Consider the following 21265-nt stretch of genomic DNA (forward strand, 5'->3'; position numbering starts at 1 on the left):
TCTTGCTCGAGGGCGTTTCGCCCGTGGATCGCAGCCTGCCCTTCATGCTCCCTATTCTACTGCCGGTCGTGTAGCGGGCTGGTGCTGGAGGTGGCCGCAATGAGGCCCATCATGGCCGCATGCAGTTCGCCCACCTGGGCCCGGCTCAGCCCCAGCCGCTCCATCATGGTTCCCGGAACGTTGAGCGCCTCCTGCCGGAGCGCGGCGCCTTCCGGAGTCAGTTCGACGGCGAGGGCCCGCTCATTGCCGTCCGCCCGCCGTCGCGTAATCAGGCCGGCGGCCTCCAGCCTGCGGAGGAGTGGTGAGATGGTTGCCGGTTCCTGGGCGAGCGCCTCGCTGATGTTCCGGACAGTCCGTGGGCTCGCCTCCCACAGGCAGAGCATCACCAGGTACTGCGGGTGGGTCAGGTTCAGCTTCTCCAGCACGGGCTTGTAGGCGCCCACAACGCTTCGGGCCGCCACCGTGAGGGCGAAGCACAGCTGGTGTTCCAAAAGCAGGTCCTCGTCCTGCCCCTGCTCACTGCCGGTTGCCGTCATGGCTCCTCCAATTGTTAGTGCACTAATCATTAGCGTACACTTTCAGCAGTAGGCATGTCAGGTAAGGAGCCAGTTTCATGGGTAAGGGCAACTCAGCAGGCAAGGACAACGCTTCGCAGCGCTTTATGCGGGCCACCGGCAAGCTCCGGGCCATCTTCGGCCCCGCAAACCGCTCATCCCTGGGCCATGACATGACGGAGGAAAACCGCAGGCTGCTGGCCCAGCGTGAGGCGGAGACCCAGCAGTGGGAAACCGTAACGCGGCCGGACGGCAGCACCTACGTGGTCCCCAGGAATCCAGAGGACAAGTCCCTCCGCTAAGCCCGGCAATGCTGTCCTGGCCAAGAGCCTTTTCCCGTCCGCGGGCATAAAATAAGGGCACTGGCTCCTGGCGGCAGGAGCCCTTTCCCCCGATATCCGGGAAGGGGGTGGAAACAGTGGCACATGTACTCAGCGGTTTCATGAATCTCACCGAAAGGCTGCGGTTCATCTTCGGCCCGGCCACGCGGCTGGACCCGGATACGCCTGTGGTTCACAAGCATGACGCTTTCGAACAGGCCTCGGAGGAGGACCTCTCGCACTTCGTCGTGGAAACCGATTCGACCGGCCATCACTACGCTGTGCGCCGCGAAGACCTCGAGAAGGAACGCTGAACCGGCCACCCCAGGCTGGCGCATCCCAAACGCAGAAACAGCCGGGCTCCCTTCCGAATTATCGGAAGGGAGCCCGGCTGTTTCTGCGTCCGGCTTCCCAGTGGGGCCGGCTGGGCAGGAGGCCTAGCGGCCGGTACCGCCGTACACCGTGGCTTCGTTTTCGCTGTCCAGGTCAAAGGCCTTGTGGATGACGCGGACAGCCTCGTCCAGCAGATCCGCGTGCGTCACAACAGAAATGCGGATCTCGGAGGTGGAGATCATGTTGATGTTGATCCCGGCGTCGGAGAGCGCCTTGAAGAAGGTTGCAGAAACGCCGGGATGGGAGCGCATGCCGGCACCGATCAGCGACAGCTTGCCGATCTGCTCGTTGTACTCGATGGTCTCGAAACCGATCTGGTCCTGCGCCGCGTGGAGGGCGGCGAGTGCGTCGGCGCCTTCCACGATGGGCAGCGTGAACGAGATGTCCGTCCGGCCAGTGCCGTGGGTGGAAACGTTCTGCACGATCATGTCGATGTTCGAGTGGGCGTCGGCGATGACCTGGAAGATCGCTGCGGCCTTGCCCGGAATGTCCGGAACGCCAACAACGGTGACCTTGGCTTCGGAACGGTCGTGCGCAACGCCGGAGATGATTGGCTGCTCCAAGGCAACTCCCTCTTGTGTGGTGATCTTGTCTTCGGCGCTGGGGATGACCCAGGTGCCTTCGTGCTGGCTGAATGAGGAACGGACATGCAGGGGCACGCCGAACCTGCGGGCATACTCTACGCAGCGCAGGTGGAGGATCTTGGCGCCGGACGCCGCGAGCTCCAGCATTTCCTCGCTGGAAATCCGCTCGATCTTCTGGGCGGAAGGAACTACGCGGGGATCGGCGGTGTAGATGCCGTCCACGTCTGTGTAGATCTCGCAGACGTCCGCCTCCAGGGCCGCTGCCAGCGCCACCGCGGTGGTGTCCGAGCCGCCCCGGCCAAGGGTGGTGATCTCGTTGGTGGCCCGGCTCATGCCCTGGAAACCGGCCACGATGGCGATATTGCCCTTGTCCAGCGCGGTGCGGATCCGGTGGGGATCGACGTCGATGATCCGGGCTTTGCCGTGGATGCCGTCAGTGATCATGCCGGCCTGGGAACCGGTGAATGACTGGGCGGAGGCGCCCAGCTTGTTGATGGCCATGGCCAGCAGCGCCATGGAGATGCGCTCGCCCGCGGACAGCAGCATGTCCATTTCGCGGGCGGGGGCGGAGTCTGTCACCTGGGCGGCAAGGTCCAGGAGTTCGTCTGTGGTGTCACCCATGGCCGAGACGACAACAACCACCTCGTTGCCGGCGGCCTGTGCGTCCACCACGCGTTTGGCAACCCGCTTGATGCCGTCCGCGTCCGCTACGGAGGAACCGCCGAACTTCTGCACGATGAGCTGCTTTGTCACCGCACGGCCGGCGGGCAGCTCCTGCGGCTGCGTTGCGTTGTGCACTTCGGTAGTGGGCGTACTCATGCGCGTACCTTCACTGGATCGGTAGGAGTTTGAGGCCAGGCAGCCTGGCGCCTGGTCGGCGCGACTTCTTCCCCACAGTTTATCGCCGCCCGCTGCCGCGGGTTGAATTGTGACCATTTTCCGGCCGGATAGGCAGCCCCGGGAGGCGTAGGCTCAGAGCGTCGGAATGCAATGACTGTGGGGGACAGGTGCAGATAGATGGCAATGATTTCTGAGGTACCGGGGGATTCGGTCGGGCGGGTGTCCGTCGACGGTATATCGGCGCGGGGCGTCAGCCGAAGCTTCGGCGCGGTGCGCGCCGTCGAACACATGGACTTCCATGCTCCGGCAGGGAAGGTGACGGCCCTGATCGGACCCAACGGCGCCGGCAAAACGACGCTCCTGCTGATGCTTGCATCGCTGCTGGCGCCGGACGAGGGCACGATCAGCGTGGCGGGCCTGGATCCGCTCCGCCACCGCGCCGAGGTCAGAAGGCGCCTGGGTTGGATGCCCGATACGTTGGGTGTGTGGGAGTCATTGACTGCCCGGGAGATACTGACGCAGATGGCCCGCTTCTACCGGCTGCCGGCCGAAGGCCTCGGCCAAAGGGTGGCCGCCATGCTGGAAAGGGTCCGGCTGGACGATCTTGCGGACCAGCCGGCACGGGTGTTGTCCCGCGGGCAGCAGCAGCGGCTGAGCCTCGCCCGGGCACTGATCCACGACCCTTCCGTCCTGCTCCTTGATGAACCCGCCTCGGGCCTGGATCCGGGCTCGCGGGTGGAGCTCCGCACCATGCTGAGGCAGTTGGCGGCGGAGGGCAAGGCCGTGGTGGTCTCATCCCACGTCCTCAGCGAACTTGACGAAATCGCCGACGGCGCTGTGTTCGTCAATAAGGGCCGCACTGTCCGCCAGCAGACTACGGCCGAAGCGGCCGCTGCAGGACGAAGGTACGCGATCTTCGGCCCGGATCCGGCGGCGCTGGCTGCAAAGCTTACCGGGCTGGGGATGGCGTTCCGCGTCGAGGACGGCCGCCGTCCCGGCGTGAGCCTGGTGCTGAACAGCGACGGCGATGCGGAGCGCCTCCTGCGGGACCTGGTGCTGGCCGGCGTCGGAATCACTTCCTTTGCCCCCGCCAGCGGGGCCCTTGAAGAAACCTACATGAACCTTGAGGGGGAGCGGCAGTGAGCCAGGCAACCGACGACAGGCAGGACACGCCCGGAACCGGAGCGTCAGCCGCCTATCTGGCGGGAATCAGGAATGTGGTGGTCCTGGAGCTGAAGCAGCGCCTGCGTTCACGCGGCTGGTACATCATGCTGGCCATCTGGTTCGTCCTGACCGGTGTGGTCACCCTGCTGACGTGGGCCAGCTGGAACGCTTCTCAGGCTGCCCAGCGGGCCTATGGAGGCTATGTTCCACCGGAGCCCGCTGGCCCCGGTTCCATAATTTTTGAAGTGGTGCTGGCGTTCGTCCTGTTGTTTGCCCTCCTGGTGGCGCCCGCCTTGTCCGCCAATGCCATCACCGGGGACCGGGCAGGCGGCACGCTGGCCATCCTGCAGGTCACCCTGCTCGAACCCGGCCAGATCCTCTGGGGGAAGTTCTTTGCGGCCTGGCTCGCCGCCCTCGCGTTCCTGGTGGCCAGCGCGCCATTCCTGGTCATTGGGGTGGCCCTTGGGGGAATGACCCCTGGGCACGTGCTGGTGGCACTGCTGATGCTGGCTGTTGAAGTGGGAGTGGTGTGCGCCGTGGGCGTGGGGATTTCGGCCCTGGCCGGACGGCCCCTGTTCTCCATCGTGGTGACCTACCTTGCCGTGGCCGGGCTCGTCTTCGGGACGCTGATTTCGTTCATGCTTGGCACAGGCCTGGCCCAGGGCAGCGTCATGGCCAACAACCCGCAGTACCGCCAGTACGCGCCGCTGGAGTCCGGCCCCTTTGGGCCGGAATACACCTGCTCCGGTCCGCTCCGGGAACAGCCTGCCCTCCGCACCGAGCGGGTCGCGTGGCTGCTGGGCATGAACCCCTTTGTGGTGGTGGCCGATGCCATCCCTTACCGCGATCGCACGGCGCAGACGGGCTTCGCCTCCGTGGGGGCCATCGAGGGAATCAGCCAGGGCGCCCGCCAGGCCATGGCCGGTCCGGACGGCACCATCCCCTGCGCCAACGGCGTGGTCCAGCCGGCGTACCTGGGGCAGAAAACACCGCTGTGGCCGCTCGGCCTGGGGCTCCAGCTGGTGCTGTCCGCGCTGCTGATGTGGCTGGGCTGGCGGGCGCTCCGGACACCCGCGCACAAGCTGGCCAGGGGTGTGCGCATCGCGTAGGCCTGGCTCTGGACAGCTCCGGCGTGTTGGGCAACGATAGGACCAGCCGGCGCGCTTGCCGGTCTTAGCTGGGGCTGGGGCCTGTCCGTGGAAAGGCGGGGCTTCCCCATGGCCGACGACGAGCAGCCTGCTGCACAACCAGTCGCCGAACCCTTCTACGAACCCATCGGCGGGAACTCCCACGGTTCCGGCGGTTCCAGCCGGGATGATGACGACGGCGGCCTGGACCAGGTGCGCGGCCGCGGGATGGGCCTGCAGCCGGCGTTGGCTGATGTGGTCCGCACCGTCCGTACCGCCAGGTTCTGGGCACTGGCGGGCGGCGCTGTCCTGGGAACGTGGGCTGCTTCCGGCGCCGCCGTGCTGATGTTTGTGTCGCTGGGGCAGGGAAGTGGCGGGTACAACGCCCCACTGCTGGCGTACGCGCTGGCCGCAACCCTGATGCCGTCCGTGGGGGCCTTTGTTGCGGTGGCCTGGGGCATGCAGGGCTACAAGCAGATGGCCGCAGCCGGGGAGCCTGCCGCGGGCGGCGGAATCCTCCCGGCATTGCTGGCCACAACATTCCGTGGGTTGGTCCTGGCTGTCCTAACGCTCTGCGTGCTGATGTTCCAGGCGCTGGTTGCCGGTGAAGCGGGTGCTGTGGCGGCAGCCGCGGCAGGGGTCACCGCTGTCGAGGGCGCCCTTTTCGGCGCCGTTGGGGTGGCGGCCGCGGCGGGGAAGTCGGGACCGGCCCGTGTGGCGGGCTGGGCGCTCGCGGCAATCCTGGTGGCTGGCTCGGCCGGGGCAGCTGCCGCCCTGGTCCCCTTGGTCCGGGTGGTGGAACCGGTGACCGTGGCCGTGAATGTGCAATGGGGCCCGGCCGGCACCCCGGTGGCGTACGAGTGTTCGGAAGTCCCGGCCGGGGTAGCTGAGGTCTACCATACCGAGCGCATCATGTGGCTGGCCGCCATCAGCCCTTCAGTGGTTTTCCTGGCCGTGGGGGCTGATGCCGATCCGGCCGGAAGAGTCCTGGGATGGGTGCCGGCGGCCCTGCAGGAAGCGGGGGACGGCACCCAGGTCCCCTGTGTGAACGGGGAACCGCGGGCCAGGGATTCGGCGCGCATGCCGCTGCCTGTAGTGGGAATTGCCGGCCAGGCCCTGGTGGCCGGAGCGCTGCTGGCCGCCGGAAACAAGGTTTCGTCGCGCCGGCGTTCGCTGCCCTGACACTACCAGCCCGGTCAGGTGAGGGCGTTCCGGCGGCCCTCGAACGCCCGGCCCAGCGTGACCTCATCCGCGTATTCCAGGTCGCCGCCCACCGGCAGGCCGGAGGCAAGGCGGGTCACGGTGATGCCGATTGTCTTGAGCATGCGCGCGAGGTAGGTGGCGGTGGCTTCACCCTCGAGGTTGGGGTCCGTGGCGATGATGACTTCCTGGATGGCGCCGTCATTGAGCCGGGTCAGGAGCTCACGGATGCGGAGCTGCTCCGGTCCGATGCCCGCAATCGGGTTGATGGCGCCGCCCAGCACGTGGTAACGGCCCCGGAATGAGCGCGTTCGTTCCACGGCCAGGACATCCTTTGATTCCTCCACCACGCAGATGACCGCTGGATCCCGGCGCGGGTCACGGCAGATGTTGCACAGTTCCTGCTCGGTGACGTTCCCGCAGACAGTGCAGAACTTGACCCGTTCCTTGACGGTGGTGATCGCCTCAACCAAGCGCTTCATGTCCTGCGGATCAGCTTCGAGGATGTGGAATGCCAGCCGCTGGGCCGACTTGGGGCCCACTCCGGGAAGGCGTCCGAGCTCATCGATCAGCTCCTGGACAGCACCTTCGTACACTATTTCCCCTTAGCTTGGGATGGATTGCGGGCAGGTCAAAGGCTTATCAACGGTTTCCCCGGTTGGACCCGGGTAACCGTCAATACCGCGGTGTGATGGGGCCTCCGTCGGGCGAGCGCTCCTCAATCAGCTTTCCGCCCAGAATACGCTCTACCGCGGCACGGCCGAACACGCCGGACTCCTCGATGGTCTCATCATCGGCGCTCGGTATGTCCTGGACATAGGTGGCAGCAGCTGCCACCGCGCGTGCAGGGGCCTTGGCGCGCCCGGCTTCCGCTTCAGGACTGTTGGAGAGGCGCTGGTAAAGGCTTTGCCGGGCCTCGGCTGCGGCAGCGGCGGATGACTGAGGAGCGGGGGCAACGTGAGAGGGAACCGCTGCGGGAGCAGACGAGGCTGACGCCATGGCGTACTCAGGTTCCCGCGCGTTATCCGCCACGGAATTGCCCCCGCCCGCTTCCTCCGCGCCAAACCGTCCCGCACCCGGAGCTGATGCAGACGGGTCCAGGCCCCAGTCCGGCTCCGGGCTGGTGCCGGCCTTCGTGACCGGGATTGAAGGCGGGACCTGGGCTGTGGCCGGTTCGTAGCGCGGGGGAGCAGCGGGCCCGGCAGGTGCGCCCTCCGGCACTGCAGCGGCGGCTGCCCTGCCCACATTGCTTTCCTCGCCCACTACCCAAATTCCAGGCGCCTGTTCCACGGCCCGGGTCCAGGGGTCATGGGGTGGTGCAACAGCTTTGGTGGCAGCGCCGGGCTGCCCGTGAAGTTGAGCGCCCGGTGGGTTAGCGCCCTCGGTGTTAACCGGGGCCGAACCGGCCAGCGAAGATACCTTCGTCGCGGCACCCCTGCGGGGGGTGCCCGATGGGCTTGAACCAGCCGGCGTTGCTGAGGACTGGGACCTGTTGGACGGCGCCCAGTCCAGGGGAGGCTCTTCGTCCAGAGGGGGAGCGTCTTCGTCCCTGGCCGGACCCCAATCGTCGTCGGAGTATGAGTAATCTCCCGCCGGGGCGGCGTAAGTCGCCGGAACGGGGGCGGAGTCCGCCTGGGCAGGAACCTGCACCGCGGGCTGTCCGGACGCGGGCAGCCCGGCACCGCTCCCGGAAAGCGGGGCTTGAGGTGCCGTGGCTGCTGCCTGGGCCACCCCGTCCGGGGCAACGCCGTGGGCCCGGCCGGCATCATCCTGTCCCAGCCCGGGACGTGCGGGTTGCTGGTGGTTTGCGTCCGGCACAGGGTTCTGCTGGTCCGCGGGGAGGAACCCGCTTGCCACGCCCGCCTGGTGGGCGGCATCGCTTCCCGTCGGAGCAGGACTAGGAGCAGGAGAAGGAGCGGGTGCCGGAGCCGGCGCCAGCCCCCAGGCGACGTCAGCCGAAGTTGCCGGGGCCACCCGGCTGGCTGGCACTTTTGGGTTTGGGTCAGAGCTCGCCTGCGTGCCGCCACCGGCTGACGCAGTGATTTGGCAGTCGATGCCTACGGTCTTGTGGATGGCCTGGCGCAGATTCTCCGAATGGTCTGCCCGGCCGAAGGCACCGGCAAGTCCGGACGTGGTGAATGCCAGGGTGAGGCTGTGGCCGTCGAAGGCGGCGACCTGGGCGTTGGGTTCAACGAGGGCCCACGTACTGCGTTTGATTTTGGACAGGGTCTGCAGGACGTCGGGCCAGGCGCGGCGCAGGACCTCCACGTCTCCCATCGGTCCCGGAGCAGCGGCAGGCGCCGCCGCAGCGGGTGCCGCCGGGGCAGGCGACTTCTCCGCCTGGCCGGCAGGGGGAGCTGCTTGGGGCTCGGCGGCGGCCGCCGGGCCGGGACGCTGGGGGGCGGCGGAACCCGGCGTTTGGTCGGCGCCCCCGGCCCGGCCGGAACCCGGCGTCTGCATGGCACCTCGCGCCGAAGCAGGCGCACCGGCAGCATCCGGCCCCACCTGGGCCTCCGTTGAGCCGAAGCCGGGGCCGCTGCCGGCTGAACGGTCCGAAGGGGCTGAACCGTTCGAAGTGGCTGAACCGGCGGACGGGGCCGAACGATCCGTAGGGGCCGACGACGGACGGTTTCCAGCCCGTTCCTCCACCGGCCAGTCACTGGTGCTGACGCGCGGAGCGGTCAGGGGAGCGCGGGGTTCGCCCACCGCGGGGACGGAATCCCCGGCGGAGCCCGCACCGGCGGAGGCCGGGGCGGCAGCTGCCGGGCCATCAGCTGACTGGCCATCAGGTGCCTGGCCCCCGGGCGCTTTGGTGGCTGCCGGCAACACCGGGCTGCTGGCCGCCGCGCCCGCACCCGCCGGAGCGGCAGGCGCTGGCCTGGCGGTATCCAGGGCCGGAACAATGGCCTCGGCGGCGCCAGCTGAAGGCACCGGAGCCGAGGGCCTTGCTTCCCGGGCAGGGGCCTTAACTGCGGCGGGTTGGGGTGCTGGGGGAGCGGGAAGTGTGGCGGCGTCGGCACCCGCCCCGGCGGGAGCACCGACGTCGTTGCCGGCGTAGTTCAGCCTGCGCTCCACGCGGTCTATCCGCGCCGCCATGCCGCGCTCGTTCTGCTCCGAGCTGGGCAAAAGGATCCGGGCGCACAGCAGCTCGAGGTGCAGCCGCGGGGACGTGGCGCCGGTCATCTCGGTCAGGGCCGTGTTGGTGACGTCGGCGGCGCGTGACAGCTCGGCCGCCCCCAGGTTATGGGCCTGGTTCTTCAGGCGGGCAATCTGGTCCGCAGGCATGCCGCGGAGAATGGTCTGGGCGCTTTCCGGCATGGCCTGGACGATGATGAGGTCCCGGAACCGCTCCAGCAGGTCCTCAACGAAGCGGCGGGGATCGTGGCCGGTTTGGATCACGCGGTCCACGGCACGGAAAACGGTAGCGGCGTCAGAAGCGGCAACAGCCTCAACCACGTCATCCAGCAGCGAAGCGTGGGTGTATCCGAGCAGCGCCACGGCAAGCTCGTAGTCCAGGCCGTTCGGCCCGGCGCCGGCCATCAGCTGGTCCAGGACGGAGAGGGAATCACGGACAGAGCCGCCGCCGGCACGGATTACCAGCGACAGTACGCCGGGGGCAACCGGGACGTTCTCCTGGTTACACAGGAGCTCCAGATAGGCCATCAGGGGTTCCGGCGGCACCAGCCGGAACGGGTAGTGGTGGGTGCGGGAACGGATGGTCCCGATGACCTTGTCCGGCTCCGTGGTGGCGAAGATGAATTTGATGTGTTCCGGCGGTTCTTCCACGATCTTCAGCAGGGCGTTGAAGCCGGCGGACGTGACCATGTGGGCCTCGTCAATGATGAAGATCTTGTAGCGGTCCCGCACCGGTGCGTAGGTGGCCCGCTCGCGGAGGTCCCGCGCGTCGTCCACGCCGCCGTGGCTGGCGGCGTCAATCTCTATGACGTCCAGCGAGCCGGAGCCGCCGCGGGCAAGCTCGACGCAGCTGGAGCAGGTTCCGCAGGGGGTATCCGTGGGGCCCTGTGCGCAGTTGAGGCAGCGCGCAAGGATGCGGGCGGACGTGGTCTTGCCGCAGCCCCTGGGACCGGAGAAGAGGTAGGCGTGGTTGACCCGGTTTTTCCGTAAAGCGGTCATCAACGGCTCGGTGACATGCTCCTGCCCGATAACGTCAGCAAAAGAATCCGGACGGTACCTGCGGTAGAGGGCGGTAGTAACTGTCACAGAGAAAACCCTACCAATCCGGGCCGACATCCTGCCGCCCTGTGGGGGAATAGTAAAGACCCCCCATGCACCCGCCAGAGCCCATTTACCCTTGCTACCTTCCGGTCCTGGGGGAGTTCAACAGGATGACGCCACATGAGGGGCCGTCAGATACTTTACCCGAACTTCCGGCCTGACTCGAATCGGCCCCTGATCAGCGCCAGCCCTCCACCGGCCAGCTCATAAAGGCCGGTTCCTCGTAGGGATGCGCCGCCCGCAGCGCTTCAACCACGGCGCCCAGTATTGGCTGCCCAACCACGCATTCGATCCTGTCCTCTGCCACCTCTTCAGGCTTTTCCACGTGCCCAAGGTACGGTTCAGAGCCCTCCCGGGGAGTAAAGCGGCCCGTCCCGGGGGTGACGAACGAACAGTGCGAGTAGTTGCCGATCCTGCCGGCTCCGGCGTCACCGATGGCCTTGAGGACGCGGTCCGTGTGGGAGCGGGGGACGTAGACCACCAGTGCATGCAGCTCATTCATAGTGTCCATCGTCCCCGAAAGCTGCCGGAAAGCTGCCTGGCAGCAGCCGGAAAGCGGGCCAAACTCGTTGCTAATCCCGGCGGCTCCCCTGATTATGGGTACATACACCGATTGGGGCAATCTCCAGATTGTGAGCTGCGTGGCCTGGCTGAACGGGGCCGGACCCGGCAGCTCAACGGTGGTCCGGGGAATGGACGCGTTGGGGGCGTCCATTTCGTGGTTTAAGGAGTAGGGCACGTGTCCTCGGGGCTTGCGGAGCGTGGCCGGTTCCAGCCAATTGGGCGATGCGGAAAACATCAGGTAACCTAGTATCTGCTTTTGTTTCAGAAGCAGCTGGAGAATTCGCCTAGCGGCCTATGGCGCACGCCTGGAACGCGTGTTGGGTTAACGCCCTCGGGGGTTCAAATCCCCCATTCTCCGCCGGTAAGGACCCGGCTCCCGTACAAGCGGGGGCCGGGTCTTTTCATTTGCGGCAGCGGTTATCCCGCCTCAGCGGCCGGCACGCCCAGCCGGCGGAGCCGTTCCCTGGCGGCGAGCTCGCTTGGACCTCGCCGTCCCAAGGCCAGGCGTACGACGCCGAGAACCACCTTCGTGCCGAGGCTCACCGGCAGCGGCACGGGACCCAGCCGCGGAACTTCCAGCCCGAGCATCTGGCGGTACCGCGGCTCCAGGCTGTACACCGCGCCTGCGAACAGGACCCGGTAACCCGGCCGGAGCATCCGGTTCAGGGGCGGGTTGCGGATGAATCCCACCGTCTCTGCCACGCGGGCGTCAACGCGGAGTTCACCGCTTTCGTACCAGCGGTCAAGCTGCTTGTGCATGTCCGCCTCGCTGAGCGGCGGGTCCTCCACTCCCATCAGCCTGCCCGCCTGGGCCCACTCCCGGACGGAGGCGTCCGCCCCTCCGGGAATCGTCCCTCCCCACAGCTTGTGGGCGGTCAGGAAGGCGTCCGTGAAGGCCAGATGGATCCAGTTGGCCAATTCTGGATCGTTGGCGCTGTAAGCGCGCCGCGCCCCGTGGTTGTCGCTATAGCTGCCCTGGACGGCCTCGTGCAGGCGGCGCACCCTCCATGAGGCGTTTTCCGCGGCCTCCCTGGAGCCGTAGGTGACAGTGAAGATCCAGCGAATGGTGTTGGCCAGCCGGCGCAGGGGATCCTCGCGGAAGTTTGAATGTTCGTGGACGCCGGCAAGAGCGCCGGGGTGCAGGGACTGCATCATCAGGGTGCGGATTCCGGCAACGATGGGCGACATTGAACCGTGCACTGCCCATACGGCGGACCCCGGAAGGTGGTGCCCCGGGTCATCACCTTCGGCAAGATCGAGTTGCCACTGCTGAACTCCTTCTGAGCCGTTGCTGAAGGTGCGGACCAGCCGCTTTTTAATGGGACTGAGGATGTTCTTGATGGTGCACGCCCTCCTGTGGAGAACCGGCTGATGAGCTTATGGTAAGCACGATTCAGCGACCGCCGCAGTGTGTGGCCTGGTACCACCGGGCGGCGCTGTGGACGATTTCTCTCCACAAAAACCCCAAAGTATCCCTACTGTGGGGTTCACATGGGCGGCGGCCGTATGTTCATATAGGAGGTACCGTCAAGACAGCGTGCGGTGACCACGTCCTGGAGTCAGTTTTGTGGACAATCATGCCGTTTCCGCGAAGGACAATGAGAACCCCAAGGGCTTTTGCCTGCCTGTTGCTCGTGCCTTGGCCGCCACCGGTGTACTCGCCATCTCCGTCTGCGCCTTCAACGCCTCCGGCAGCGCCCCTGAACCGGGTACGGCAGTGGCATCCGTCGCCCGCCCCGCCGCGGGTGCCGGTGCCGCAGGGAACTCGACTGGCGTCAGTACCAGCACTGGCGCTGGGACTGGGGCCACTGGCACTGGGGCCGCGGAGCCGCCGTCGGACAATCTTGTGGCGGGCCCCCAGACTGCTGCCATCCTGGCCGCTCCCCAAGCACACGTTGCTTTTCCGCGTCCGCTCGTAGGGGGTTCCGCTGAGGGTGGTCCGGCGCCGGTGACCGTAGAGTTGACGGGGATGGGAAGGCCGCCGGCAGGTTACCTCATGGCTCCCCTTAAACTACTGGTCCCCACGTCGCCGTTCGGGTTCCGGGTAAGCCCGCTGTCCGGGTTGGCGGGGGATTTCCATCTGGGCCAGGACTATTCGGCTCCCTGCGGCACCGCAGTTTACGCGGCAGATTCAGGGGTGGTCCGTGCAGCGGGGTGGCATCCGTGGGGCGGTGGCAACCGGGTTGAAATCGACCACGGCAACGGACTTATCACCACCTACAACCACCTCGAGTCCATAGCCGTCCGCAGTGGTGACTCCGTGAAGGTTGGCCAAGCCATTGCGCGGGTTGGGACAACCGGCTGGTCGACAGGATGCCACCTGCACTTCGAAACGATCCTGAACGGCCGCCACACCAGCCCGTTGAAGTGGCGCCTGATGGCGGTACATGCATTCGTCGCCGGACCTGCTGAGTCGCTGACCTACCTGCCGGGCATCGGTGCGCCGTCCATCGGCCCCCTACGCTGGACCATCCCGGTGGGTCTGGGCAGCGAGGCTCCTTCGGCCGCGCCCTGGGCAAATTTGCCGACGAGGGCGGCTGCTTCCTCTTCCCCGATGTCGCCGTTGCTGATTGCGGCAGGTGACACGGGGCCTGGCACGCCGACAACGTCGCCGTCGCCGTCGGAGCCGGGCACAGCGTCGCCGTCGCCGTCGGAGCCGGGCACGGTATCGCCGTCGCCGTCGCCGTCGGAGCCGGGCACGGTATCGCCGTCGCCGTCGCCGTCGGAGCCGGGCACAGCCTCGCCGTCGCCGTCGGAGCCGGGCACAGCGTCGCCGTCGCCGTCGGAGCCTGTGCCGGCGCCGGTCGAGCCCGCCCCGGTCGAGCCGGCCCCGACGCCGGTCGAGCCCGCCCCGGTCGAGCCGGCCCCGACGGAGCCTGTGCCGGCGCCGGTCGAGCCTGCCCCGGTTGAGCCTGCTCCGGCGCCGGTCGAGCCCGCCCCGGTCGAACCTGCCCCGGCGCCGGTCGAGCCCGCCCCGGTTGAGCCTGCTCCGGCGCCGGTCGAGCCCGCCCCGGTCGAACCTGCCCCGACGCCGGTCGAGCCCGCCCCGGTCGAACCTGCACCAACTGAGCCGGCCCCGATCGCGCATGCACCGACTGAGCCGATGCCTGCGCCGGTTGAACCTGCGCCGACCGAGCCTTCCCCCACCGACCCTGCGCCATCGGTAACCGGCACCTCCGCGTCACTGGCCCCCTAGGTCCGCCGGGATTCCCTTGCAGGAAACTCCAAGCCAGGACCAATACAGTGGTCCGTTGGTAACGAATTCCATGCATGGACAACTTTTTGGGGAAGCAGCCTGTGACCACTGACCTGTACCGGATCCCGCTGGCCCTGAACGACGGCACCTTGACCGATTTCGGCAGGTTCAGGGGCAAAGTGGTGCTTGTGGTCAACGTTGCCTCCAACTGCGGGTTTACGCCCCAGTACGCGGGGCTGGAGACGCTGTATGAAAAGTTCCGGGACCGTGGGTTTGAGGTGCTCGGCGTCCCGTGCAACCAATTCGCAGGCCAGGAACCGGGCAGCGACAGCGAAATCGCCGAGTTCTGCCAGCGCAACTTCGGCGTAACGTTCCCCCTCACCGCCAAGGCTGACGTGCGCGGCAAGAACCAGCACCCGCTGTTCACGGAGTTGACCAAGTTCAAGGGCGGGCTGCTGCCCGGATTGGTGAAATGGAACTTTGAGAAGTTCCTGGTCAACAGGGACGGCCTCGTCGTGAACCGCTTCGCGCCAACCGTGGAGCCCGATTCGGCCCAAGTTATCGACGCCATCGAAGAGGCCCTCTGTTGAAAAAGGGCCGCTTCGCCGAACCGCGCGGCAGAAAAGCGCAGTTCTTTCATTTTTTTCCACATCAGCTACGGCGATTTACCCAAAGTTTGCCAAATGTCTGATTGGATAAACATTACTGAAGGGTACAAGGGAAGCGCCGTTTCCCACCGACCACAGAGGCAGCAATGGAGCACATCGAGGCCGAACACCCCCGGCCACGCCACTTCCTACTCCACCTGAGCGATCCCCACCTGATGGGAGGTCCGGACCCCCTTTACGGCGTTGTTGACAGCGAAGCGCGCCTCATCCAGCTCTTCGAAGAGGTGAAGGCATCCGGGGCCCGGCCGGAGGCGGTGATCTTCACCGGCGACCTCGCCGACAAGGGCGACCCCGAAGCCTACGTGAAACTCCGGGCCATCGTTGAGCCTGCGTGCGAAGAACTGGGCGCCCAAGTGATCTGGGCGATGGGCAACCACGACAACCGGGCCAATTTCCGGACTGGCCTGCTGGACGAAGCCCCGAATGACGCCCCTGTGGACAAGAGCTACTTCGTCAACGGGCTGCGCGTCATCACCATGGATACTTCCGTCCCTGGCTACCACCACGGCGAGCTGAGCCCCTCGCAGCTGGACTGGCTGACGCGGCAACTGGATACCCCTGCCCCCGACGGCACCATCCTGGCGCTGCACCACCCGCCCATACCCTCCATCCTGGATCTCTCGGTCCTGGTGGAGCTGCGGGACCAGGCATCGCTCGAGGCAGTAGTCCGGAACTCGGATGTCCGCACCATCCTCGCTGGTCACCTGCATTACTCGACGACGGCGAGCTTCGCAGGCATTCCTGTGTCCGTGGCCTCAGCCAGCTGTTACACGCAGGACCTCAACGTTCCCGTCGGCGGCACCCGTGGCCAAGACAGCGGGCAATCCTTCAACCTGGTCCACGTATACGAGCACACGATCGTCCACTCGGTGGTTCCGCTTGGCACGTCGACGACGGTGGGGGAGTACGTCTCCCCGGAAGAGACCGAGTTTCGGCTGGCCGCTGCAGGGATCCGGAGGCCGGAAACCGCGAAGCAGCGGAACAGCGCGAAGCTCGGCCTCCCTACAAGCCGCTAGCCCGACGTCCTACTTTTCCCAGGGCGCCTTGATGGGGAAGTACTTCTCCAGGAAGTCGGTGACCAGTTTGGCACGCTCGTCGGCGTCCACCTCGGGGAAGCTGCCGTCGTTCAGGCAGAAGAAGTCCATGTTCCGCTTGGCGAGCAGCTTGGGCAGGTAGTTCAGTCCCGTCCGCATGGTGGTGTCCACGTAACGGACCTTCGCCGCGGTCTGGGTCACGGCCCGGCCGGTGAGCAGGGCGTAGTAGTGGTAGAAGGAGTTGGTCACGGAGATGTTGTCCGCCGCCCTGAAGCGGCTGGCGGCCGTCTTCCGGAATTCCTCCGGGAACTCGCGCTCCATCTTCGCCACCACGCTGCGCCGCAACGGCGCAGCGGTGTGCTCCAGGTGCCGGGTGGTGATGCGCCCGAACCTGTTCCACAACAGCTTGCGGTTGACCCGGGCCGCATTCTCGAACCCGCTGCGCTCCGCCGCGTTCTCGCCCAGGCCGATCCGGGTTTCCGCCTCGATGAACTTGGTGATGCCGCCCGGCGTGAAGAACAGGTCCGGGCTGACCGGCCGGCCGAAAAACATGTCGTCATTGGAGTACAGGAAGTGCTCGGACAGGCCTTCGATGTTGTGGAGCTGGCACTCCACCGCCTGCGAGTTGTGCGTGGGCAGCACGGAGGGGTCCGAGAAGAACTCCTCACTGCGGACGATGGTCACCGACGGGTGTTCCGCCAGCCACCCGGGTGCCGGTGAATCCGTGGCAATAAAGATGCGGCGGATCCAGGGCGCAAACATGTAGACGGACCGCAGCGCGTACTTGAGCTCGTTGATCTGCCGGAAGCGGGCCTCGTGGTCATCGCCTTCGCCCAGGACAACGTCCTTCTGCTGGGCGCGGCGTGCGGCAATATATTCAGGGGAACTGCCGTCCACCCAGGAGAACACCAAGTCGATGTCGAAGCTGATGTCGCTGGCGTGGTCCGCGAACATGTTCTCAATGGTGGGCCAGGTGTGGCCGTAACGTTCAACGGTGCCGCGGACGGCGTCCTGCCGGAGCAGGGTCCTGCGTGTGAGGGAGTTCTCGATCGGCAGGATGATCTCGTCGCCCTTGAAGGACCACAGCTCAATCTGGACACCGGCGGAGGCTCCGAACTCAAAGCCGCCGGCGGGCTCCACCCGCGGCCGGTAGAGGCGGAAGATGCGTGCCTGCCGGTTGGAGGAGAGTTCGCCGTCCGCAACCAGCAGGGAGGTCTTCTTCTTGGCGTCCACGGTCATGGAATAGAAAGGTTCGTCCTGGCACGCTTCCACCAGGGCAGCCCGGAGCTTCTTCCTGTCCTTCCAGTCCAGGGCAACGACGGGGCGGTCATTGTTGCCCCTGACCAGCAGGTATGCCAGGCCCGCGTTGGCCAGCACATTCCTGACGAACAGCAGGTCCTCCACCATGGCCTGGTAGGGAGTCCTGTTGTAGTTGATCAGCGCGATGCGGCCCTTGTGCGTGATCACGTCAGGGCGCGGGTTGAGGCGCTGCTCAGCTTCCGCCGAGGTGATCTCGGCGTGGAATTGTTCCTCTACGGATGCCTGGCCGCCGTAGTAGACCTCGTCTTGTACCGGTGCTTCTGTAATGGTGGTCTCCGTGCTGCGTAATAGTTAGCGTTCCTATGTGCATGATAGCCCCGCCCGTGAAACGGCAGGTTGCGGGCAGCCAATGCCCGGAAGGGGCTCAGGCGCCCAGCGCCTCCCGCCAGCTGCGCAGGAAAGCGCCGCCGGCGTCGTCGTGGATTACTGACGGGGCCAGCCCCAGGTCCTGGGCCGTGAGGACTGCGTAGGGTTTTTCCGGGATGCCGTCCGCGGGCCGGACATCCACGTGCTTGACCGGATGGTCGTTGTGGTGGAGCCAGTCGGCCATGGCGTAGTCCGTGCGCGAATCGCCAACGGTCCGCCAGGCCTCCGGGGTGATGCCCTGTGCCGCGAGCAGTTCCACTGCCCGGCTGGCCCCCAGGTCCTTCCCGAGCCGCACGGACTCGATGTCCGTGGAAATGATGGTGGGGTCCACGCGGTAGTCCACCTCGTCGTCGGAATTGGGGGCATGGTGGTCCAACCGCACCACTCCCATGCCGTGGCGGGCCATCAGGTCCATGGCGTCGGCGTCGAAAAGCTTCTGCTCGGCGAGGTACTCGGCGCTGGGCACCTCGATGTGCTGCTCCACGGACACCATGGCCCGCTTGGTTTCGTCAAAGAACATGTGTGCGGCGTAGTCCTCCGCCACCATCCGCCGGATGTCGTCCCCGTAGGCTGCCGGCACGGCGAGTTCGCGGTCCACGTGGATGGGGCCCGGACCCGCTGCGGTGTAGCTGAACCAGACGGCGCCCTTCTCGCAGACGGCGTGGATGATGGTGCCTGACGGAATCCCCGCGGCGATCATGGGTTCCATCACCTGTTCCCGGATGAAGGCGTCCGAGCGCCCGGTGTTGAAAACTACAGGTATCCCGGCGGCGGCGAGGGCCACCAGGTCATCGATGATGTCCCGCTTCACATCACGCGTGACCGGGCTCGCCACCGGGCCATCAACGTCGAGCAGGAGTGCCAGCGGCGGCGTAGCGCGTGCGTGGACTCCTGGTGTGGACACGGCGGGGGACTCGGATGCTGTCATGCTTCTATTCTGTCAGCAGCGCCCGGGGCGGGCTGTTCCGGCGGCCATCGGGCTCAGCGTGTGACACATGGTCACTGTTTGGCCACAACCTGCAGGAGGCACGGCCGGGTACTTTCGCTGGGCGTGCAGGATGCCTAGTGTGGCAAGGTGATATTCAAAGCTGTGGGCGAGGGCCGCCCCTACCCCGACCATGGTTACACCACGCCCAAGGACTGGGCATCGCTTCCGCCCCGGCCGGTCCGGCTGGACGAGCTGGTGACCACCAAGCGCACCCTTGACCTGGAAGCCCTGCTGGCCGAGGACTCCACCTTTTTCGGTGACCTGTTCCCGCACGTGGTGCAGTACCAGGGGACCCTGTACCTGGAGGACGGGCTGCACCGCGCCGTCCGCACGGCCCTGCACCAGCGCACTGCAATCCACGCCCGCGTCCTGGTGCTCGATGGCTAGGAAGCAGCAGCAGGACTCCAGCATCCTCCACGGCCACCGCGTTGTCACCGGCCCCGAGCTGCGGGCCACCTTTGAGGCGGCCCGCGACGCCGACGACACCGCCCGCGTGCGGCGCCGGGCGCTGCACGGGGTGGTCCTGGTCCTCCTTATCGGCCTGATCGTGGCGGCCATCATTACCGCGGTGGCCATCATCGACGGACGGCTGAAGTTTCCCGCCACAGCGCCGGCCGAACAAGCCATCTCCACCTGCCCGGCCGCCACCTTTGACTACACCCCCCACGAGCAGATCAACCTCAACGTCTACAACTCCACCAGCAGGCCCGGGCTTGCCCGCGCAGTGGCGGATGAGTTCCTGGCCCGGAAGTTCGTGGTGGGCGCGGTGTCCAACATCGATGCCGGCTACCGTGGCATTGCCGCCGTGGTTTCCGGGGCAGCCGGGCAGGCCGCCGCCTTCAGTGTCCAGCGCAACCTGCCCGGTTCGGACTACTTCCAGGACAGCAGGACAGACGGAAGCGTGGACGTGATCCTCTCCCAGGACTACAAGGCGCTGGCCCCGCCCGAGCTCGTTGACCAGACGCCCGGGAAGCTGGCCTGTCCGCGCGAAAGCCGCCGCATTGCCGACGACGACAAATGGCCCGTCATCCCGTCGGCCGCACCAACGCCTTAAGGCGCCGTTGCGCTGTCAGATTCTGCCCTTGGACCGGCCGGATGGGGACCGTCAGTGGTAGGGCAACTCAGCCGGCCACCGCGGGAAGCGGGGCCAGCCGGACGGGGCGGCCGTCGTCGTCGAACCTTGCCCCCGCACCCAGCTGGATGAAGCGCACCGTCCGGGCCACCCGCGCCTCCAGCTCGGCGGGCTCGTCGCTGCCCCGGGCCGCGCTGGAGGACAGGGTGCCCAGGATCAGCTGGGCCTGCTGGTTGACATCCGCCGCGGGCAGGTAGCCCTGCTCCATTCCGTCCCGCAGGATCCCCTGCAGCATGATGCTCAGTTCGCCCACGTGGTTGGCGAGTTTGGCAAAGGACGACGGCGAGAGCACAGCTCCCATGGCGGGTCCCGGCGGGAGGTGGCGGCGGCTAAGGTCCACCACCTGGGCGCGGACGTACAGCGCGAGCCTGTCCACGGGGTTGTCCAGCTGGCCCAGCGAGTCCCGCAGTTCCGCGAGGAACTTTTCAGTCTCATCCAGGGCGTAGGAAATCAGCAGCTCTTCGATGTCCGCGTAGTAGTTGTAGACCGCGGTCCGGCCCACGCCCGCGTGCCGTGCCACATCCGTCATGGTCAGGCCCGGCAGGCCATGGGAAAAAAGGAGTTCGCCGAAGGCCGTGAGGATGCGGCGCTGGGTGTCCGCTCGCTGCTCGGCGTTGCTGGCCGCTGAAATCCTGGGCATACAGACACTTTACCGCTATGTGTCAGTAAACGTCCTGCCCGTTCCTCGCGCGCTTTCCTAGACCGGGCAGCCGTCCGGTCCGCAGGCCTCCCCGTCACCGGAGTTGACCAGGACCAGGGAATTGGCTTCCTGCCATGCCTGGTTGAGGGCGGCTGTGAAAGTTTCCGCGGGTTGGGCCCCGGAGAGTCCGTACTTCCGGTCGATGACGAAGAACGGGACGCCGCTGATGCCCAGGGACCTCCCCTCCTCGAAATCGAAACGGACCGCGTCCGCGTATTTGTCGGTGGTGAAGAGCTCATCCACTTCAGCGGGGTCGATGCCGAGCTCGACGCCGAGCGACGCCAGGTACTGCCGGCTGCCGATGTCCTTGCCATGTTCGAAATGGTCACTGAGCAGGCGTTCCTTGGCCTCGTCCTGCTTGCCGTGGGCAGCGGCAAGGTGGATCAGGCGGTGAGCGGTGAAGCTGTTGGCCACCACCACCGCGTCGAACCGGTAATTCAAGCCTTCCGCCTTCGCCTGTTCGGCAACGTGGCCGAACATCTGCGATACCCGCTCCGCGGGGATGCCCTTGCGGGAGCTCAGGTACTCCAGTTCAGTGCCGTCGTAGTGCTCGGGAAGGGTGGGGTCCAGCTGGTAGCTGCGCCAGGTCACATCCACGGACTCACGGTGCGGGAAAGCGGCCAGTGCAGCTTCGAAGCGCCGCTTGCCAATGAAGCACCACGGGCAGGCGACGTCGGACCAGATCTCAATCTTCATGCTGTTGGGAACAGCGGGACACTCGCTGCCATTCCGGGCGTCCGTTATGAGATGCCCCACAGTGGGTCTTGTCCCGGACGGGTATCTGGGCAATAGTCAGATGGTGGGCTAAGCAAATGCCCTTGGGGCAGCACGCTCCGAAGCGCGCGGACCGAAGCTGGTCCGCTGGGTAAGGTGCCCGGC

The 21265-nt window shown here is 66.5% G+C and carries 20 protein-coding genes, 1 tRNA gene, 1 other RNA gene and 1 pseudogene; 11 read left to right on the forward strand and 12 right to left on the reverse strand.

Going from position 1 to position 21265, the window contains the following annotated elements; genetic code table 11:
- Positions 1–56: 56 nt before the first annotated feature.
- Positions 57–536, reverse strand: coding sequence for a MarR family winged helix-turn-helix transcriptional regulator (locus FHJ30_RS03565; RefSeq protein ID WP_139027883.1), 480 nt, complete (start codon positions 534–536; stop codon positions 57–59).
- 77 nt (positions 537–613) lie between these two features.
- Between FHJ30_RS03565 and FHJ30_RS03570 the strand changes: the two genes are divergently transcribed.
- Together FHJ30_RS03570 and FHJ30_RS03575 are read left to right on the forward strand one after the other, a co-directional pair.
- On the forward strand, positions 614–856 hold the full coding sequence (locus tag FHJ30_RS03570) for a hypothetical protein (RefSeq protein WP_139027884.1): 243 nt from the start codon (positions 614–616) through the stop codon (positions 854–856).
- Between the two features lie 116 nt (positions 857–972).
- On the forward strand, positions 973–1188 hold the full coding sequence (locus tag FHJ30_RS03575) for a hypothetical protein (RefSeq protein WP_139027885.1): 216 nt from the start codon (positions 973–975) through the stop codon (positions 1186–1188).
- 123 nt (positions 1189–1311) lie between these two features.
- Here FHJ30_RS03575 and FHJ30_RS03580 read toward each other — a convergent pair whose 3' ends face one another.
- Positions 1312–2670, reverse strand: coding sequence for an aspartate kinase (locus FHJ30_RS03580; RefSeq protein WP_139027886.1), 1359 nt, complete (start codon positions 2668–2670; stop codon positions 1312–1314).
- Between the two features lie 198 nt (positions 2671–2868).
- On the opposite strand from FHJ30_RS03580, the gene FHJ30_RS03585 reads away from it, so the two are divergent.
- The 3 genes from FHJ30_RS03585 (at position 2869) to FHJ30_RS03595 (ending at position 6164) form a co-directional block, all read left to right on the forward strand.
- Positions 2869–3834 (forward strand): ABC transporter ATP-binding protein, encoded by a 966-nt coding sequence (locus FHJ30_RS03585; RefSeq protein ID WP_139027887.1) that lies wholly within the window; start codon positions 2869–2871, stop codon positions 3832–3834.
- Complete coding sequence (locus FHJ30_RS03590) at positions 3831–4964, forward strand: ABC transporter permease (protein WP_139027888.1); 1134 nt, start codon at positions 3831–3833, stop codon at positions 4962–4964. The genes FHJ30_RS03585 and FHJ30_RS03590 overlap by 4 nt, the downstream gene beginning before the upstream one ends.
- A 108-nt stretch (positions 4965–5072) precedes the next feature.
- Positions 5073–6164: a hypothetical protein gene (locus FHJ30_RS03595; RefSeq protein ID WP_240793569.1), complete on the forward strand. Its 1092-nt coding sequence runs from the start codon at positions 5073–5075 to the stop codon at positions 6162–6164.
- A 14-nt stretch (positions 6165–6178) separates the two neighbouring features.
- Here the strand turns inward: FHJ30_RS03595 and recR are convergent, their stop codons facing one another.
- From recR to FHJ30_RS03615, 4 genes are all read right to left on the reverse strand, one after another.
- A complete protein-coding gene (gene recR, locus FHJ30_RS03600; RefSeq protein WP_050056466.1) occupies positions 6179–6778 on the reverse strand; it encodes a recombination mediator RecR in 600 nt (199 codons plus the stop codon).
- A gap of 79 nt (positions 6779–6857) precedes the next feature.
- Positions 6858–10403, reverse strand: coding sequence for a DNA polymerase III subunit gamma and tau (locus FHJ30_RS03605; RefSeq protein ID WP_240793570.1), 3546 nt, complete (start codon positions 10401–10403; stop codon positions 6858–6860).
- 51 nt (positions 10404–10454) lie between these two features.
- Positions 10455–10551, reverse strand: an RNA gene (gene ffs / locus FHJ30_RS03610) — signal recognition particle sRNA small type.
- Between the two features lie 45 nt (positions 10552–10596).
- A complete protein-coding gene (locus FHJ30_RS03615; RefSeq protein ID WP_139027890.1) occupies positions 10597–10920 on the reverse strand; it encodes a hypothetical protein in 324 nt (107 codons plus the stop codon).
- Positions 10921–11255: 335 nt separating this feature from the next.
- Between FHJ30_RS03615 and FHJ30_RS03620 the strand changes: the two genes are divergently transcribed.
- Positions 11256–11340: transfer RNA gene (locus FHJ30_RS03620), tRNA-Ser, on the forward strand.
- Between the two features lie 59 nt (positions 11341–11399).
- Here the strand turns inward: FHJ30_RS03620 and FHJ30_RS03625 are convergent.
- Positions 11400–12290 (reverse strand): oxygenase MpaB family protein, encoded by an 891-nt coding sequence (locus tag FHJ30_RS03625; RefSeq protein WP_373683168.1) that lies wholly within the window; start codon positions 12288–12290, stop codon positions 11400–11402.
- Between the two features lie 688 nt (positions 12291–12978).
- On the opposite strand from FHJ30_RS03625, the pseudogene FHJ30_RS21590 reads away from it, so the two are divergent.
- Positions 12979–13332 (forward strand): annotated as a pseudogene (locus tag FHJ30_RS21590) (M23 family metallopeptidase); the annotation flags it as partial.
- Between the two features lie 71 nt (positions 13333–13403).
- On the opposite strand, the gene FHJ30_RS21595 reads toward FHJ30_RS21590, so the two are convergent.
- Positions 13404–13748, reverse strand: coding sequence for a hypothetical protein (locus FHJ30_RS21595; RefSeq protein WP_240793580.1), 345 nt, complete (start codon positions 13746–13748; stop codon positions 13404–13406).
- 504 nt (positions 13749–14252) lie between these two features.
- On the opposite strand from FHJ30_RS21595, the gene FHJ30_RS03635 reads away from it, so the two are divergent.
- Positions 14253–14768, forward strand: coding sequence for a glutathione peroxidase (locus FHJ30_RS03635; protein WP_139027893.1), 516 nt, complete (start codon positions 14253–14255; stop codon positions 14766–14768).
- A 164-nt stretch (positions 14769–14932) separates the two neighbouring features.
- Positions 14933–15862 carry a phosphodiesterase gene (locus FHJ30_RS03640; protein WP_139027894.1) on the forward strand — a complete coding sequence of 310 codons (930 nt, stop codon included), beginning with the start codon at positions 14933–14935 and terminating at the stop codon, positions 15860–15862.
- Between the two features lie 9 nt (positions 15863–15871).
- Here FHJ30_RS03640 and FHJ30_RS03645 read toward each other — a convergent pair whose 3' ends face one another.
- Together FHJ30_RS03645 and FHJ30_RS03650 are read right to left on the reverse strand one after the other, a co-directional pair.
- Complete coding sequence (locus tag FHJ30_RS03645) at positions 15872–17347, reverse strand: stealth family protein (RefSeq protein ID WP_370633160.1); 1476 nt, start codon at positions 17345–17347, stop codon at positions 15872–15874.
- A 217-nt stretch (positions 17348–17564) separates the two neighbouring features.
- On the reverse strand, positions 17565–18494 hold the full coding sequence (locus FHJ30_RS03650; RefSeq protein ID WP_139027896.1) for a hypothetical protein: 930 nt from the start codon (positions 18492–18494) through the stop codon (positions 17565–17567).
- A 147-nt stretch (positions 18495–18641) separates the two neighbouring features.
- Here FHJ30_RS03650 and FHJ30_RS03655 point away from each other — a divergent pair, with 147 nt between their 5' ends.
- Together FHJ30_RS03655 and FHJ30_RS03660 are read left to right on the forward strand one after the other, a co-directional pair.
- Positions 18642–18941, forward strand: coding sequence for a type II toxin-antitoxin system VapB family antitoxin (locus FHJ30_RS03655; protein WP_139027897.1), 300 nt, complete (start codon positions 18642–18644; stop codon positions 18939–18941).
- Complete coding sequence (locus FHJ30_RS03660; protein ID WP_139027898.1) at positions 18934–19608, forward strand: LytR C-terminal domain-containing protein; 675 nt, start codon at positions 18934–18936, stop codon at positions 19606–19608. Before FHJ30_RS03655 ends, FHJ30_RS03660 begins: the two co-directional genes overlap by 8 nt.
- A 67-nt stretch (positions 19609–19675) precedes the next feature.
- On the opposite strand, the gene FHJ30_RS03665 is transcribed toward FHJ30_RS03660, so the two are convergent.
- Both FHJ30_RS03665 and FHJ30_RS03670 read right to left on the reverse strand, forming a co-directional pair.
- Entirely contained in the window at positions 19676–20326 is a 651-nt protein-coding gene (locus tag FHJ30_RS03665; protein WP_139027899.1) for a TetR/AcrR family transcriptional regulator, read from the reverse strand.
- A gap of 57 nt (positions 20327–20383) precedes the next feature.
- A complete protein-coding gene (locus tag FHJ30_RS03670) occupies positions 20384–21082 on the reverse strand; it encodes a DsbA family oxidoreductase (protein ID WP_139027900.1) in 699 nt (232 codons plus the stop codon).
- Positions 21083–21265 lie beyond the last annotated feature (183 nt).

This window comes from Arthrobacter sp. BB-1, from assembly GCF_006151685.1.
Lineage (GTDB): Bacteria > Actinomycetota > Actinomycetes > Actinomycetales > Micrococcaceae > Arthrobacter.

Excerpts from the sequence above, each read along its gene's own strand:
- FHJ30_RS03660 (WP_139027898.1), top strand. The coding sequence starts at position 18,934 with ATGGCTAGGAAGCAGCAGCAGGACTCCAGCATCCTCCACGGCCACCGC.
- FHJ30_RS03585 (WP_139027887.1), top strand. The coding sequence starts at position 2,869 with ATGGCAATGATTTCTGAGGTACCGGGGGATTCGGTCGGGCGGGTGTCC.
- FHJ30_RS03665 (WP_139027899.1), bottom strand. The coding sequence starts at position 20,326 with ATGCCCAGGATTTCAGCGGCCAGCAACGCCGAGCAGCGAGCGGACACC.
- FHJ30_RS03635 (WP_139027893.1), top strand. The coding sequence starts at position 14,253 with ATGGACAACTTTTTGGGGAAGCAGCCTGTGACCACTGACCTGTACCGG.
- FHJ30_RS03650 (WP_139027896.1), bottom strand. The coding sequence starts at position 18,494 with ATGACAGCATCCGAGTCCCCCGCCGTGTCCACACCAGGAGTCCACGCA.
- FHJ30_RS03565 (WP_139027883.1), bottom strand. The coding sequence starts at position 536 with ATGACGGCAACCGGCAGTGAGCAGGGGCAGGACGAGGACCTGCTTTTG.
- FHJ30_RS03570 (WP_139027884.1), top strand. The coding sequence starts at position 614 with ATGGGTAAGGGCAACTCAGCAGGCAAGGACAACGCTTCGCAGCGCTTT.
- FHJ30_RS03640 (WP_139027894.1), top strand. The coding sequence starts at position 14,933 with ATGGAGCACATCGAGGCCGAACACCCCCGGCCACGCCACTTCCTACTC.
- FHJ30_RS03595 (WP_240793569.1), top strand. The coding sequence starts at position 5,073 with ATGGCCGACGACGAGCAGCCTGCTGCACAACCAGTCGCCGAACCCTTC.
- FHJ30_RS03615 (WP_139027890.1), bottom strand. The coding sequence starts at position 10,920 with ATGAATGAGCTGCATGCACTGGTGGTCTACGTCCCCCGCTCCCACACG.
- FHJ30_RS03580 (WP_139027886.1), bottom strand. The coding sequence starts at position 2,670 with ATGAGTACGCCCACTACCGAAGTGCACAACGCAACGCAGCCGCAGGAG.
- FHJ30_RS03670 (WP_139027900.1), bottom strand. The coding sequence starts at position 21,082 with ATGAAGATTGAGATCTGGTCCGACGTCGCCTGCCCGTGGTGCTTCATT.